This is a genomic window from Paenibacillus sp. IITD108 (genome assembly GCF_036541265.1).
Classification (GTDB): Bacteria; Bacillota; Bacilli; order Paenibacillales; family Paenibacillaceae; genus Pristimantibacillus.
Genome location: NZ_JAZHCT010000013.1, coordinates 22,710 through 38,387, shown reverse-complemented (window position 1 = coordinate 38,387; position 15,678 = coordinate 22,710). Strand labels below are relative to the sequence as shown.

Annotated in this window: 11 protein-coding genes; 9 read left to right on the top strand and 2 right to left on the bottom strand. The window is 41.5% G+C overall.

All coding sequences use genetic code 11. From position 1 onward, the window contains the following. The first annotated feature begins 84 nt into the window (after window positions 1–84). The gene (locus V1L65_RS13375; protein WP_331699665.1) at window positions 85–933 is read left to right on the top strand and encodes an imm11 family protein; all 849 of its coding nucleotides are present in this window, start codon (window positions 85–87) and stop codon (window positions 931–933) included. Between the two features lie 138 nt (window positions 934–1,071). On the opposite strand, the gene V1L65_RS13370 is transcribed toward V1L65_RS13375, so the two are convergent. Further along, window positions 1,072–2,082: an aldose 1-epimerase gene (locus tag V1L65_RS13370; RefSeq protein ID WP_331699664.1), complete on the bottom strand. Its 1,011-nt coding sequence runs from the start codon at window positions 2,080–2,082 to the stop codon at window positions 1,072–1,074. A gap of 122 nt (window positions 2,083–2,204) precedes the next feature. Then, entirely contained in the window at window positions 2,205–2,552 is a 348-nt protein-coding gene (locus V1L65_RS13365) for a LytTR family transcriptional regulator DNA-binding domain-containing protein (RefSeq protein WP_331699663.1), read from the bottom strand. Window positions 2,553–2,832: 280 nt separating this feature from the next. Between V1L65_RS13365 and V1L65_RS13360 the strand changes: the two genes are divergently transcribed. From V1L65_RS13360 to V1L65_RS13325, 8 genes are all read left to right on the top strand, one after another. Further along, window positions 2,833–4,050 carry an MFS transporter gene (locus V1L65_RS13360; RefSeq protein WP_331699662.1) on the top strand — a complete coding sequence of 406 codons (1,218 nt, stop codon included), beginning with the start codon at window positions 2,833–2,835 and terminating at the stop codon, window positions 4,048–4,050. Between the two features lie 184 nt (window positions 4,051–4,234). Further along, window positions 4,235–5,005 carry a DUF2087 domain-containing protein gene (locus tag V1L65_RS13355; RefSeq protein WP_331699661.1) on the top strand — a complete coding sequence of 257 codons (771 nt, stop codon included), beginning with the start codon at window positions 4,235–4,237 and terminating at the stop codon, window positions 5,003–5,005. Between the two features lie 12 nt (window positions 5,006–5,017). Then, on the top strand, window positions 5,018–5,434 hold the full coding sequence (locus tag V1L65_RS13350) for a GIY-YIG nuclease family protein (RefSeq protein WP_331699660.1): 417 nt from the start codon (window positions 5,018–5,020) through the stop codon (window positions 5,432–5,434). 69 nt (window positions 5,435–5,503) lie between these two features. Continuing rightward, window positions 5,504–6,757 (top strand): MFS transporter, encoded by a 1,254-nt coding sequence (locus V1L65_RS13345; RefSeq protein ID WP_331699659.1) that lies wholly within the window; start codon window positions 5,504–5,506, stop codon window positions 6,755–6,757. 147 nt (window positions 6,758–6,904) lie between these two features. Further along, the gene (locus V1L65_RS13340) at window positions 6,905–8,029 is read left to right on the top strand and encodes an S-layer homology domain-containing protein (protein WP_331699658.1); all 1,125 of its coding nucleotides are present in this window, start codon (window positions 6,905–6,907) and stop codon (window positions 8,027–8,029) included. Further along, window positions 8,022–8,207: a hypothetical protein gene (locus tag V1L65_RS13335; protein WP_331699657.1), complete on the top strand. Its 186-nt coding sequence runs from the start codon at window positions 8,022–8,024 to the stop codon at window positions 8,205–8,207. Before V1L65_RS13340 ends, V1L65_RS13335 begins: the two co-directional genes overlap by 8 nt. 540 nt (window positions 8,208–8,747) lie before the next feature. Further along, the gene (locus tag V1L65_RS13330) at window positions 8,748–9,995 is read left to right on the top strand and encodes an S-layer homology domain-containing protein (RefSeq protein ID WP_331699764.1); all 1,248 of its coding nucleotides are present in this window, start codon (window positions 8,748–8,750) and stop codon (window positions 9,993–9,995) included. A 61-nt stretch (window positions 9,996–10,056) separates the two neighbouring features. Next, window positions 10,057–15,672 (top strand): Athe_2463 domain-containing protein, encoded by a 5,616-nt coding sequence (locus V1L65_RS13325; protein ID WP_331699656.1) that lies wholly within the window; start codon window positions 10,057–10,059, stop codon window positions 15,670–15,672. Window positions 15,673–15,678 lie beyond the last annotated feature (6 nt).

Sequence of the window (15,678 nt, the reverse complement as noted above, 5' to 3'; positions counted from 1 at the left end):
TTGAAATTGCTCATCCTTTGGATGGGCGATTTTTTTTGCGTTTTAATTTAGAGTGATTCAGAAAACAAGGTGTTGTAAAAAGAGATGAGTAGTGTAATTATGGAAATAATTAGTAAATTTAATGAGGTGCTTATAATGAAAGTTTGGAGAGTATTATCTGATAACAACACTAGGGGTGTTTACGGGGTTGGGGATAGAGTTTTTGATATTTTTACCGATTTTGTTGGGGAGCCAATGAATATTACAGATGTTATAAAACTTGCTATAGAAGAAAAAGGGAAATTCTATGATCTCCCTTATATGGGTGGTGGGAGTTTGGTGTTTAGTGAGAAAAGTTTTGAAGTATTAGGCAAGATGATTGCAGAAGAAGTCCAGTTTATAGATGCTGAGATTGTACAAGATAAATGCAAGCTTACGCTTATAAATGTTTTTAATGTTATGGATGCTATTGATTATGATCGTTCAATTCCGGAAAGGAGACTGTCAGGAAGAGTCAAGGGTTTTAAAAAGTTGAATTTTAAGCTAGAGGCAATAAATTCACGCAATTTGTTTAAGACTCCGGAGTCTGGTATAAGAATATATGCTACAGATAATTTTAGAGATGCGGTGCTGGCTTCCAAGTTAGGAGGACTTGAATTTGTTGAGGTATGGGATTCTGAACGGAACGATGAAATGGAAATAGAAGATCAACGACGTTATGAAGTGTATTTAGAGGAAATAGAGAAAAATAAAGGTATTGAATACAATTGGGAAGAGGCAGTTGAGTTAATAAATCGAGGTAAAGTTGTAATTAGCGGACCTTGGAAAATGAAGGTCGATGAGAACGAGGTTATACAAATCGCAAGGCTTAGTATGGATTGTAATTATAATTGGATAAATTCTAATATTATTCCACCCATCCTGTTAGGATTAAAATGGCATGTAAAAGAGTAATTCATTTCGATATTCACCTATAAAAATGCCAGGGGAGGTATGCAGGTCGCTTAAAAAACCTGCACACTACCGACTGACCGTTTTACATAGATGAGAATGACCATTTGTTATGTTAACATAATTCAATGTATACGTAGCTTACTTGCCATACTTCACATACAAACGCCCAGTTTCTTCCCATATGCCGCCTGGCTCCAGGCTTACAACACCAGCAGTATCAGCATCAATATCGACATTAGGCGCGTTGACCAGGTTTGTCTGCGGCTCTGGGCAGAAGAATCCAGGCGTGGCGTTATTATTATAGATCATCCACTGCTTGTATGCTGTACCTACATCATATACAAGAGAAATTCCTGTACGAGTATCTGTCAGCACCATTTGATTGCGGCCGTTTTGCGGAACAGCGGTGTAGTGGTTGTCCATCGGCGCCCAGAATGGTGAGATGCCTTCGGATTTCATCAGCTCTTCTTCTTTTAGCAACGGCTGGAATTTACCTGAAGGCAGCATTCGTTCGCTCATCTCCCAGCGATTGCCGATCGTCATCTGGAAGCGGTAATCATCGCTGCTGCTTGCAGAGTCAAATGGCGCGTTGAGCGTAGTATGAAAGGCGATTAGACATGGCAGTGCGTCATTGCCTTCATTACGCACCTGCACATGCTGGAACAAGCCTTGCTCACTTAGCGAATAGCGAAGCTGGATTGTAAAAGTATGCGGCAGGTAAGTATAAATCGGATGGTCTTTATGAACGGATATGGAAAGCACGACAAAGCTTTCGGTCTTAGTTGTGCCATAATCAAGCACATCGAACTTGGCATTATGGAAAAATCCATGCAGATGATTGTTTCTTGCCTCTTCTGTTATCGGGAAATTATATGTTGTTCCATTCCAAGGGAATTTTCCATCTTCGTAACGGTTTGGAGGAAAAAGCAGTGGAATGCCATGTACAATCGGGCGTGCCCGGAAATCGTCCATCTGATCAGCTGCAGGCTCCCGCAAAAAAGAAATGGAATTCAATGTATCACGAAACGCAATCAAATTGGCGCCAATATTAGGCAGCACAGCCGCTTCAAAATTGGCCCACTGCAGCCATACCGCAGCCTCGTCATGAAAAGGCTGTTCAAATGCTCGTCCAATAGCTTTATCTGTCATTAGGTTGACCTCCTGGAATCGGTTGAGTAAAATTGCTTCCTTCCTAGAATAGCAGGGCTTGCCAAAACAAACAACCGCCTTGCTTCGTTACGGGAAGCAAGGCGGTTGAATGCTATAAATGATTATTGAGAAATTCCCATGCTTTTGGAAAATAGCTGCTGGATCATGGATTGCTTCCTGCGGTTAACGGATATCCGCTTCGCATCTGAGATATCTGCTCCGAAGTAGATTGTGCCGCTCGCAATGGATTTGATCTTGCCGATGTTAATAAAACAGCTGGAGCTAATAGCGAAAAAGTTCTTGTTGTCGGTTAGCTGCTTCAATTGTTCGGAAGACATTCTCTTTTTAATATTGTAATTCCTCCCATGGAAGCTGACCAAATTCTGTACGCCGACTTTAAAAAACAAAATATCCGACTCTAACTCAAAATTCTCATACACATTCCGTTCTTGCAATGCCACATTCATCATCTCAATTCCCCCTTAGAAATGTGAATACTGATTGTTAGCGCTTTCATTATAACATAATGGACTTACTATTGTGAAGTGTAAAATATTAAAAAGAAGCCGAACAGATTACTTATTTGAAATGCAAATCCAAAACGTACGTTGCGAGCAGCATAAAAAATGCATTGTATGATTAGTTATCATATGCTATGTTCAATTTACTGGCTTGTTTATGTTCGCAGTTAGCCCTGTAAGTATTCGTTTCAGCAAGTAGGTTTTTAATTAGAAAGGCGGCTCGTCACATATGTCATCCCATCAAAAAATAGCTCCACAGCAAAGCGCAGTGAAATCAGCAACGGTTTATATGATACTTTTTGCTATCAGCTCGGTGCATTTGCTTAATGATTCCATGCAGTCAGTCGTTGCAGCGTTATTTCCTATATTTGAGGAGTCGCTTAATTTAACGTATGCCCAGGTTGGCTGGATTGCTTTTACACTTAATATGACCTCATCCGTAATGCAGCCTTTCGTCGGCTTAGTATCTGATAAAAGGCCAATGCCATGGCTATTGCCAATAGGTATGCTGTGCAGCATGGGCGGTATGGCAGGGCTTGCTTTTGCTCCTAATTTCGCACTGCTGTTATTATCTGTCGTGTTTATAGGATTAGGCTCAGCTGTATTTCATCCCGAAGGATCACGGGTTGTTCATTTGGCAGCCGGCAACCGCAGAGCATTTTCGCAATCGATTTATCAGGTAGGCGGAAATTTCGGACAGGCTTTGGCCCCGCTTATGACTATTTTTATTTTTGTTCCGCTAGGTCAGCGCGGTGCCGCTTGGGGCATGCTGCTGGCTGCAGCAGCAATAGCGATATTATTCAAGGTTGTGCCATGGTACTCAGCGCAGCTGGCAGCTGAGGGTGCTGTCAAAATGAAGAAAAAGGCAGTCGAACGCAAACCGCTGCACAGCAAGCAGGTTGTGATGTTTGCTTTAACGATCTTGTTTATTGTCGTGTTTGCCCGTTCTTGGTATTCTGCCGCTATTACAAACTTTTATCAATTTTATGCAAAAGAGAATTACGAGCTTACGATATCGGCTGCCCAGGTTCCGCTATTTTTGTTTATGGCAGCGGGTGTTATCGGCACATTTTTTGGTGGTATAATGGCTGATCGGATTGGCCGCAAAAAGATGATGTTAATCTCCATCGTGGGCGCAGCTCCATTTGCGCTTATTATTCCGTATCTGCCGCTTGGCTGGGTATATCCGGCTATTGCAGTGCTTGGGTTTATTCTGCAATCTGGTTTTGCAGTAAGTGTCGTTTATGCGCAGGAGCTAATGCCCGGTAAGGTCGGTACCGCTTCTGGTCTAATAACTGGACTTGCTTTCGGCATGGGGGCGCTTGGCTCAGTCGTGCTTGGCAATATTGCGGATTCGCAAGGAATGGCCTACGTCATGATAGCATGCAGCTTCCTGCCGTTAATCGGTGTATTGTCGTTTTTGCTACCTAAGGATCAAAGAGAATAATGGACTGGCATGGCAATATAGAATAGTTGGGGCTTACCAGTGAAAAAAAGCAAACATTTATTGAGAATGTTTGCTTTTTTGTTGAATTCGAAACTGTTTTGTGTATAATATAGTAGATGATGTTATGATTTGTTTGTTGATTTAGTAAACATTTATTTCGAATGTTTGGAATGGAGTGTGTTGTATGCAGCTTGATGAAATGTTCTGGTCAGCGAGCTTGGAGCAATTAAAGCAAGGCTATGTTTTTGAAGAGGATACTAATTGCTATCGTTGCTTGCTTTGCGGCGAAACCTTCGAGGATGGGGAAGTGTTTCTGCTTCCGCAGCTCAATAAATTTTACGAAGCGCGAAAGTATGTTGCGCATCATATTAAGGAAGCCCATGGGTCTGTTTTGCAGACTTTGCTAGGTATGGATAAAAAAGCGACGGGTCTTACTGAACTGCAAAAAGAGCTGATTGAGCAGTTTGCTGCTGGTCAAACCGATGCTCAAATCGTTAAGAGCTATGGCAAGGGCAGCGCTTCGACTATTCGCAATCATCGTTTTGTGCTTAAAGAAAAAGCGAAGCAAGCCCGGCTTCTGCTGGCTATTATTGAATTGATGGAGGCCAGCACTGTATCTGCGCCAAAGTTTGTGCCGATTCATCGTACGGCAACACAAGTTGATGAGCGATATGCGCTCACAGAAGAAGAATACGATGCAGTGCTGAAGCAGTATTTTCCAAGCGGCTTAAACGGGCCGTTAACGAATTTCCCGCGCAAGGAGAAGCGTAAGGTAGCTATTCTGCGCCATATTTCCAGCTTTTTTGAACGTGGTGCTTTTTATAGTGAAGCTGATGTCAACGAAAAACTAAAGCCATTTTCGGAGCAGGATTATGTTACTTTAAGGCGTTATTTAATTGAATACGGATTTTTGGACCGTGAGGATGACGGCAGTAAATATTGGATAAAAAGTTAGGAGTGAAAGTTAATGACCAAACAGAATAATAAAGCCAGACGGGCAGAGCTTGTTGCCCAATATCAGGAGCAGAAGCGCTCGATGGGCGTCTATCAAATAAAAAATGAAGAAAACGGGCGCATCTATATCGGAAGCTCCACCAATTTGCAAAGCGCATGGAATAAAGAACAGCTTACTTTATCGCTTGGATCACATATCAACAAACAACTGCAGCAGGATTGGAAAGATTTTGGCGAGCAAAAATTTTCATTTCTCATCCTCGAGACGGTTCACTTTGACCAGCCGTTGCTTTATGATTATAAAGATGTGTTGTCCGCTGACGTCCATGAGTCCGCACAAACAGCACGAAATTATAAAAGAGAAGTAGATAAATTGAAGGAGAAATGGATGGAGAAGCTTCAACCGTTTCAATCTAAAGGTTATCATTAAGCCGCAGCAGCAGCTTGAGCTTTTCTTGAATGATAAGACTTTTTTAGACAGGATAGGAGTGTTACAACAATGTCTGCTCAGGCTGAAACAGCAAGTTCAACAGGCAGTTTATTTCGCAACAAATTTTTTCAAACAATTTTGCTTTCTAACGTATTGCTGCAGATTGGTATTTGGGTAAGAAACTTTGCTATTTTGATGTTTGTCACGGACAAAACGAACAATGATCCATTCGCCGTTGGATTGATGGGATTCGTAGAGTTTTTACCAATATTTGTGTTCTCCTTTATTGGAGGTACATTTGCAGATAGATGGAAGCCTAGACTTACAATGATTTGGTGTGACTTTTTGTCTGCCATATCCGTATTCGTCGTTCTTATTACGTTGACTTATGGCTCTTGGCATATGGTTTATCTGGCAACATTTATTTCTGCCATACTATCACAATTTTCACAGCCATCAGCTATGAAGCTGTTCAAGCAGCATATTAGTCCAGAGCAATTACAGCCTGCTATGGCGATGTTCCAGTCGTTAGTCGCTATTTTTATGGTTATTGGACCATCATTAGGTGTAATAAGCTATCAGCATTTTGGCATCGAAATTTCAATAGGCGTTATGGGTGTGGCGTTCTTATTGTCGGCGGTCGTGCTCTATCGTATTCCGAAGGATAAAGAGATTGATAAAAGCGAGTTTGCTAATGATCGCAAATTTTTGTCTGATCTGACCGATGGATTGAAATATGTATGGCGCAGCCCCGTTCTTAAATCATTGGGCGGAACGTTCGCGCTAGCGGGTATTGCAGTTGGAATTGTGCAAACGCTGGGTATTTTCGTCGTCATGGAAAGACTTGGACAGCCCAAGGAATATTTGCAATTTCTATTAATGGTCAACGGGGTTGCGATGCTAGTCGGCGGTGGCGTAGTAATGGCGATTTCCAAAAAAGTCGCACCGCAGAAGCTGCTTGCTATAGGCATGCTGCTTAGCTCGCTCACTATGGTTGGCGTAGGGTGGTCAACTAGCGTGCCGCTGACATTGGTGCTGCAGTTTATTAGCGGACTTGGTTTCCCTTGTATTCAGATTGGCATAAGCACGCTCATTCTTCAGTGGACGGAAGAAAAATTTGTTGGCCGCGTCAATGGCGTACTGACTCCAATGTTTATGGGGATGATGGTCATTATGACATTAGTTGCAGGTCAGTTGAAGGTTCATTTTCCGCTTGTCGGCATTTATTCAACTGCTGGATTGCTCATGCTGGCGGGTACTATGCTGCTCGTGCCGTTGTTTAAGTATAAGCCTGCGAAGCTTGCAGTACAAAGTGAATCGTAATCAAACCAATATTTGCTTGACATAATTTGGTCTATATCGTAATGTTTGCTTATACGCAAATTGCGAAAGTGAAGCACACTTTCTCCTTTAATCAAGGGGAGGTGTGCTTTTTTGTTTTTAAAACAATACTGGGAGGGGAGTTTCATTGTGAAACAACATATTTACAAGAAGAGGCGATTACTTATAGCAATGGTATTCATAATGGCTATTGCAGGGAGTGAGATTCACAGCAGCTCTGCTGAGGCAGCGACAAAGCTTGAAGACAACGAAAAGTCGAATAACTTGAAAGAAAATCAAAGTGTGAAAAAGAAACAAAGCACGGCAGAAAAACAAAACACGACAGAAAAACAAAGGCTAATAGAAATAGAGTTGTCCGTCTCTGCGGCAACCGTACAATTTACATTGGAAAGCTCTTACGGACCGTTTCTGTCATCATTAGTATTTCCAAGCGGCTATAAAGTAGAAGGAGTTACAAGCAATAAAATCAACAAGCCAGTTGATTCGGTAAAGACGGCCAATGAGGTTAGTTGGCAGGCTATATATGTTGTTAATAACGCCTCAGCAGGTAAATATAGCTTTTTTATTGAATCAGAAGCTGCTCCTTATGTAGGGGTAACCTACCATATTCCGTTATTTTCAGATATTGCTAACCATTGGGCTGAGAAACAGATTTCACAGTTTGTAAAAAGTGGTATCGTATCAGGTGTAGGCAATGGCAATTTTGCTCCAGATCGTGCAGTTACAAAAGAAGCATTTCTTAAAATGCTTATCTTAACTTTATCGGAAGAAAAGCAGCACGGAGAGCGTCAGTGGATCCGTTCCTTTCGCTGGAAAGTAATTGATGAGGAATTACGCCGAGAGCTAGGCCTACAGCAATTTAGTTTTATCAATAAGGACAAACAGAAAGTTTGGGCAACACCTTTTATTAATGCAGCTAGTCTGCTGGGCATTGAGCTGGATTTGGATCAAAGGATGAGAGAATCTCTGCTAAGGAGAGACGAAGCAGCTGCTATGATAGCTGCTGTATTGGAACTGACTGATGAGAGCAGCGATGGGAGAATTCCTAAAGTTGAATTCAAGAAGAGTAAAATGGACGAGACTATTTTGGAGCAGCAGGTCACTCTTCGGGATTATAGTAAAGCGATTGAGCGAGTGCAGCGCTTTAGTATTATTAGCGGCTATCCGGACGGTAGCTTCAAACCTGAGCGATCTGTTACTCGTGCTGAAGCGGTCGTTATACTTGATCGATTGCAGCAGTATTTTAATGAGTGAAAAAGTGGTGGTGGAGAAAGTATGGTATACGCTGTTGAGAAACTCGTTTTGGAAACCTCTATCGAATCCGAGGAAACTGTCGATGCATTATGGGCAACTATTGATAAGTAATGAGAAAGGGGAAACGGAGAGCAAGAATGGGAATGGAGAAGCGGCAGCGTCCGCCTTTGTAGGCTGATTTTTTCCTTTACAGGGGTTATTTATTCATAAAAATTAGACTACAACAGCGGTCGGAATCCCAATCTTGATCGCAGGGCCACCACTTCTTTTGGTTGTTGCAACTATCCACAATGAATCGACAGTCTCCCGAGTAACCTTATTACACCGAAAAAGCTTGCTTTGAAAATGTAACGAATCCTAGTAGCGTTATTACATCGAAAAAGCTTGTTTTGAAAATGTAACGAATCGTAGCATGCTTATTGGCTGTAAAACGCTGGCCAAATGAGCATTTGTTCACAGATAGCGCCTCTACGATTTGTAAGAATTTAAAAAAGTACCATTTTACGTGAAATAGCGCATTGAAGATTCGTTAAAAAATGGACAGCCTCTCGAACACTCCGATTTGGGTCTGTTAACTGGACTATTTAAGTAACTCTAGAGCTTTTCAGTAGCCTAAAAATCCCACATATGACAAAGGAGTGGGTATTTATACGTAGAATAGAAGTAATAGGATAATGAATGAGTTTCTATTACTTAGGAGGTTTATGCTTTGAAAAAAATGATGATTGCATTACTTACTTTGACACTATTTATTACGGCTTTTCCTTACACGACTACGGTTCAAGCAGAGGAAGCGGAGCTGCCTTTTAACGACATAGAGAAGCATTGGGCAAAGGAAAGTATATTAAAAGCTTACGAAAAAGGCTTGGTGGATGGCTTTCCAGATGGGACATTCCGGCCGAATGATATCGTACAAGCGGATCAGTTTATTGTCATGATGCTGCGAGCTTTTTCTGCAGATGTAGATGGTTATACTATTTTTGATCCGGAGTGGTATGAGTTTTTGTCCACATACCAGCCAGGTTTTTTAAGTGAAATTAAAGCTGCTGTTCGTAAAAATCAGTTTGATTTTCAGACAGCTAAGACAGGGTATTGGGCGAAACCATACATAGATATGCTTTATGAAATGCCGTACTTGTTGGAATTCGATAGCGTGTTTCCGAAGGATTATAAGCGGTTTGGGAAACAAATTAAGCGGGAGGAAGCGGGCTATTTGCTCGCGGAATGGTTTAATCATTTTGAAGGCAGTTTTGATTCGAATTATACGGAATTTGTAAGGAATAATAGTGGTCTAAAAGACTTTAATACTTTTACAGATAAAGTCGGCGCATATAGAGCAAGTTTATTAATTTCTGGACTAATGAATGGTTATCCCGATGGTTATTTTTATCCGCATCGTTATGTAACGAGAGCCGAAGCATTGACAATGGTTCTTAGACTGCGCGATTCGTCTTTTCGAACACCATACAAACCTGATTTGGAGGGGCAGTATTATACAGAAGTTGAAGGATACATAACTTTGTATAGTGATAAATTTAAATACGATACTTATAACGAATTAGTGCTATTAGGAAAAAAACACATTACTAATGGTTATCTACAAATTGATAGAGGTAATACTATGAGAGTTTTTTCCAATCAAGAAGATTATGAAAGTTATACTTATTTTACACGTACTGGAATGTTTCATTTACGACCTCATGTGGAATTGAGCACAGGGGTAAGTAATGGATCAGATCGAAAAGTAATTGTTCGCTATCCAAAGTCAAAAGAGATGCCCAATAGTAAAGGTTACTTTGATGCTATTTTAGAGCTATTTGTAGGTAAACATAAAGACGAGGAGCTTAAAAAGATGATGCAGTTTCAAGAAAAAAATCTATCTAAACAAGTGTACTTCACATTTAATAAGAAAGATTTTTCTATGTATAGCAGCGGTTCAGATATTGTACTAGAAATGTATTACTAAAGGAGTGACTAGCTTGCGTAAAAGATTGAAGCAGATAATAACAGCTTTCTCGCTTTTAGCGATGTTATTAACATTCTGGCCTATTTATGATTTTGCTGAAGCATCAATGACAGTATCGGCCCCAAAAACTATTAATACTTTTCCAAATAAGTGTGGCTATAATCCAGCCATTGACGGAGAAATTCCATCGCATGTTAAGCCTTGTAGTGAAAATGGATTTAAGTTTAATTCCGATTTTTATTACAAGACGTGGATACTAAAAAATAATCCATATAAAACTGAACCGCCAAAAGGTCTTATTGTTTATGGGTCACCTGAAGAGGTTGCTACTGCTCAAAGTTATAAAAAAGGAATGCAGGACGCGCAAGCGAATGTTATTGAAGATGAAGGACATTTCTATAATTATCGCGATGAGTATGGACGAATGGTGTTTGGAGAGTGGCGTTTTTTAGGCTATGACGAATCCGGATCTTTGTATCCAAATGATCATTTTATCCGAGATAGCGGAGATGTAACTACTCAGCCGGTTGATAAACGATGGTTATTTGAACCTTGGAAAAACTTGCCGTCAAACTATAAATATAAGCCCGGTGGCGCAGGCGCAGTTTATGGTCTTAATAATAGTCCAGATGATAAAGATTTTCTGCTTCTCAAAACAAATATCGACCGCTCTATAGGTTTCAAATTTAGAGATGCACCAACAATTTCTTATGCTGATCGAGATCGAGTTCTACCTAAAGAAGATAAGTACACAGACGTCCGAAACTTCATGAACATCGCTCAAGAACCTACCGTATGGGAGCCAGGCATTGGCATGATGTACCACTGGCATCCGGTTAAAAAAGCTCTTTTTTATCAATCGTTCCCGCTGCTGCAGCAAACGCCGCATGAGAAGAGTCAAAATAAAGCCGTTTGCGAGGTAACGCCAGTCAGCAGCAAGCCTATTCCGCTTGGCAAAGAACGATTCATTGAAGTGGATGTAAAGTTAACAGGAACGCTGCAGGACGAAGAGCATTTCGGCAAGCGTGATATGGAGTCGGCATTTTATACACGTAAAGATATTGACTATTGGCGATTGGACTTAAAAGAACGGGACACTAATAATGTGCTGACACGCTTATCTAATAAAAAGACAGATGGAGTAGTGCGCAAAGACAATACAGCAAGTACGATCTATAAATTAAAAATCGATACGGAAAAGCTGGATAAATCAGATGAAAAAGCATGGGTATACACTACGACTGGCGAAGCAGTGATCTACTATGCAAATCATATGCCGATTGATCCGTCTATGACAAAAGCTCCATGCCAATTGAAAGTAGATTTTCAAACGACAACGGTGAAAACGTCAATGCTTAGTGATTTTGCTGTCATTCCTGAAATCGTGATAGACCGAAGATCCGAACTGACTAAAGAGAAGCTGGGCTATGTCGATTACTCGTATGGCAAGGATGCAGATTATTACGAATTTGAGATTACTAATATTGCAGACGGCACAAAGGCAACGAAAAAGTTCGATCCAGCTATACCAGAAGTGAAGAAACCGGATCTCGGTTATTTGGATCAAGCAGCTGTAAGCAAGTTCTTATTTGATTTTATTATTTCGAAGTTCCCAAATGAAACCGTCACGTCGAATACTGGCCAGCGGTTTATGGTTAAGCAAACCATAGTCGATAAAGATGCGACAACAAACAATTCCTCAACTGCTACCCGCTATATAAATATCGTTCAAAATGGAAGCACCAATTTGTGCGAAACACTCCCCTCTCCACCGCAGTATGTTACTCCAAATGTAGATTGGCCATTTGATTGGTACGATGTCGTTCCATTCCCGGTTACCGAAAACGCGCCGGAATATGTACCTCACAAAGTTTGTGAAACGCCCCCCGATTACAGCCATTTTTCCAAACGAGTCCTCGTTGACGAAAAGGAAATCAATGCCGATCAATTCTTCAAGGGTGAGTATATTTTTGGAGAGGACAAGCAGGGAATACGTAAGGTAACGGTGCTTTTAACTGCGCCCGACGGGACGGAATCGCATTTTATTCGTCATGTAGTCGTACATGAAACGAAGCCAAAAGTGTATGTACAGCTGGAAGGGCTGTTTAAGGAAAATCGGACGATGCGTGCGATCGATCGTTCAGTGGCGAGCAATTCAGTCTGGACAGAAGCGAATGCACCGCTTGAAATTACCTCATTTAGCTTAGTAAATGCGAATGATTCTGCTCTAGTATGCAGAGCTGGTTACTGCGAATCTAATTTGTCCGAAAAGCTGTTTATGTATAAGGAGCCGGGACAATATCAAATAAGTATGGCCGCCAAGCGTGTTATTCCTTATGGAAACGGAAAATCAATAACTCGTTACTCTGATCCCTATGTCGTTGATTTTGAAATTTTACCGGACCACAGACCAGCGATCATTGCTCACACATATAGCGAGCAAATTAGCAGGCTGGACAGCTTGCCGCTATTTTATGATGTGCAAAGTACAGATGGCGACTTCATCGCTTACAAAAAGCTTCAGGTTTATTATGATCCGCAAAATGACGGGAATTTCGATCAAATCGTCTACGAAACGGAAGATGATGTAACTGAACTGCCTGTGCTGGACCAGCTAGGCCAATATAAAATAGTAGTCGAAGCGAGAGAAGGTACGAATGAAGAACGATTAATGGAGTTCATTACGACTGCTGATGATAAAACACATCGCTACGAAGGTTATTTTTCGGTAGATAATTACGCTCCTTATAGTCACTTATATTTGGATACGCCTGTTGAATTAGCTGAGCTGGACGTTTTTCTGATGCTGGATAAAGGCTTGAAGCAGGTTTCGACGGATTACGTGAAAGGCAATCGTGTGACACTAACGAATGATTTCACACGTTCTAATATGATGGCCAATATTGGCATATGGGATATGAAAACTTACACATATAGCCAAGATGCCAGCACTACGAGATATACAGGCACATCTTATCCTTCCTCGACAACGGGATACACATCATCAGACGGGTATAGCGGCACTTTATCTCTATCAAGTGTGAGCAATCCTAAAAGACGGGTAGACGAAGGCAAGGAAGTTCCAGTAACAGACAGTAAAACTGCCAATGGTTCTTGTTCTAATACGGTGACGACTAATTACGATAAAGACGGTAGAGAAACATCACAATCGAGTACAAGTGTTTGTCCTCAGACCCAGTCTTACAGTGATGGCAAATTTTCTGGTACGTTGAGCCGAACGGGAGAGTCGCCAGGAAGCCGCAGCTGTGGATCGCCGGGGCCGAGCGGTTATTCCTGCACGCGTACTTGGACGGCTACCTATTCAGGGACGGTTTACTGGACCAGAATGGTTTATCAAGAAAAATGGGTCGAATATGACGATTACATTGGTTACTATAAAGGCACGATTTATAAAAATATTCGGCAGCCATACGATGCAAGCTTTATGAAGGCGGTCAAAAATAAATACGTAGTGTATATTACGGAGCAAACGATTTCGGAGCTTCCTGATCTGCAGCATGTATTGAATAAGCATGATGCCAAGCTGATTGTAGTTGGCAAAGATGCGGTTCAACAGCAAATTCATCATGACGGCTATGTGAAAAATGAAGGACAAATGGAGACCGTTATGCAAGCAGTCATTGATCAAATTGCGGAAAATAATCCAGCTATTCCAAAAGTGCTGAAGTTAGCAGGCGAACCCATCCGTACTATGAGCGCTTCATTTGATTATGAGGATGATGAACTGCCTGTTGAGTTTGATTTGCTGCAAATAACTCATGATCCAGATTATTATGATCATTCACTTGGTCTTGAGAGTTTTTCCGGCCAATCGCTTCTATCGATAAAAAACAATAACAATTGGCATCCCTATCAATCCGAAGTAACGCTTCATAAACCAGGCAAGTACATCTTTTATCGCAAAATAAAGGACAAGCCTTCTAATGATCTGAATTTTGCACAGTATGCCTACGAATCTAACGAAGCAGCTGTTGAGGTGCTTGTCCACCGCCGCCCAATCGCCGACGTAACGCTGGATTTCGACTATGTGCCTAATGCCAATATGTACCGTACAACGTGGATAGATATGAGCTATGATTTGGATCATAATGTTACGAGAGCAGCAACTGACCGAGGCATTCAGGATCGCACGCTGCGCTTTCAAAACCAAAGGACGGGTGAAGTGTTTACAAAAATTCCAGATATGCTGCCGCCAGGAACTTACGTATTGGATTACAAAGCGCAGGATATTGAGGGTGAATGGTCTGACCCGATTCAGCGAACCTACGTGCTGCCGGATGCTGTTCCTGTTCAGATGAAAAGCAATCTGAAGACTGTGTATAGCGGCTTTTCATTAAATAGTGTGCCTGCCAGCGAGCAGTTGACTGCCTATGAGCTTTGGACAAGGTATCCCTATTCTATATCTTTGCAGCTCTCAATGGGGAGCTATATCAATAAGACGGTGCCGTACTATACAGGCAGGAAAAACGGTAATGATATTTGGTGGCAGGACGAAGTATTGACGATACCTAACACAACCCCGGATGGAAATTATACGTTTACTGTAAGAGGAAGTGGTTCCGTTGCGGGTTCTAATTCTTCACAAACCTATACGGTTAAAGTGGTTACGCCAATCCATTTAAAGGGTGAAATATTTGCCCAAGGTGAAAATGCCAATAAAGCAACGGTTCTTGTTGTTAATGATTCCTATGATTTTATCGCTCACACAACAAAATACCCTGATGCCGCCTTCCGAGCTAACGCAACTACCGTTACCTTATTTAAAGGAACCTCCTATCAACGGGTCATAAATATGGCCTCGAAAACTATAAGTTCAACTGGATATGGGGCAAAAAAATGGTCGTACACTCATAAAATAGGGGCGATGCCAAACGGCAATTATACGATAGAATGGCGTTCAACGACACCAAATGGCAATGTAGAGGTTGTGAGCCAAACCGTACAGGTCATTAATAATCGGCCGCCGACTGCTGATTTTATATGGGAGCCGCAGCCTGTATATGAAGGAGATTTTGTACAGTTCAAATCGATAGTAGATGATCTGGATAAAGATAGATTAACGATTCAATATGAGCTTACAAGTCCAAAAGGAGTAAAAACAAATTACAGCTATATTTTTAATGCTCCTTACGAGTCGACAGCTCCGGCAGTCCGTATGCTTGATCCTGGCGACTGGACGATGGTACTGAAAGTAAGTGATGGAAAAGCGCCAACCGTTTCAATTAGCAAAACGATGACTGTTCTGCCGCTTCATATTACTGGTTCGGTGCATCATACGGATCTTTGGAATGAGCATAGACAAGCATTTAACCGCAAGCAGAGCGGGCAAGCTGATATTCCGCGCAGCTATAATATGTTTTGGGCAGGGGAGCAGTTTGTGTTAAAGGCAGAAACTACAAACACGACGACTGCAACAAAAGCGGAAAAGGTAGAGGTTTCCTTTCTTGACTTTAAAGCAGTTATGGAAAATGAAGCAGGCAGCTCATACAAGTGGCAGGGCGAATTATGGGACAGCTCCTTTCAAAAGCTCCCTGAAGGTGAGGCAACCTTTAGATTCACTGTATTTTATAACAACGGAACAGTAAAAACCGATGACGTGCAAATTATTATTAAAGGCGATGTTACAGCAGTAACCGGTGTTCATCGCGTGCAATAGCTGCAG

Bases quoted from the DNA above. Each gene is read 5' to 3' on its own strand.
- V1L65_RS13375 (WP_331699665.1), top strand. From the start codon at position 85: ATGAGTAGTGTAATTATGGAAATAATTAGTAAATTTAATGAGGTGCTT.
- V1L65_RS13370 (WP_331699664.1), bottom strand. From the start codon at position 2,082: ATGACAGATAAAGCTATTGGACGAGCATTTGAACAGCCTTTTCATGAC.
- V1L65_RS13365 (WP_331699663.1), bottom strand. From the start codon at position 2,552: ATGATGAATGTGGCATTGCAAGAACGGAATGTGTATGAGAATTTTGAG.
- V1L65_RS13360 (WP_331699662.1), top strand. From the start codon at position 2,833: ATGTCATCCCATCAAAAAATAGCTCCACAGCAAAGCGCAGTGAAATCA.
- V1L65_RS13355 (WP_331699661.1), top strand. From the start codon at position 4,235: ATGCAGCTTGATGAAATGTTCTGGTCAGCGAGCTTGGAGCAATTAAAG.
- V1L65_RS13350 (WP_331699660.1), top strand. From the start codon at position 5,018: ATGACCAAACAGAATAATAAAGCCAGACGGGCAGAGCTTGTTGCCCAA.
- V1L65_RS13345 (WP_331699659.1), top strand. From the start codon at position 5,504: ATGTCTGCTCAGGCTGAAACAGCAAGTTCAACAGGCAGTTTATTTCGC.
- V1L65_RS13335 (WP_331699657.1), top strand. From the start codon at position 8,022: ATGAGTGAAAAAGTGGTGGTGGAGAAAGTATGGTATACGCTGTTGAGA.
- V1L65_RS13330 (WP_331699764.1), top strand. From the start codon at position 8,748: ATGATGATTGCATTACTTACTTTGACACTATTTATTACGGCTTTTCCT.
- V1L65_RS13325 (WP_331699656.1), top strand. From the start codon at position 10,057: ATGTTATTAACATTCTGGCCTATTTATGATTTTGCTGAAGCATCAATG.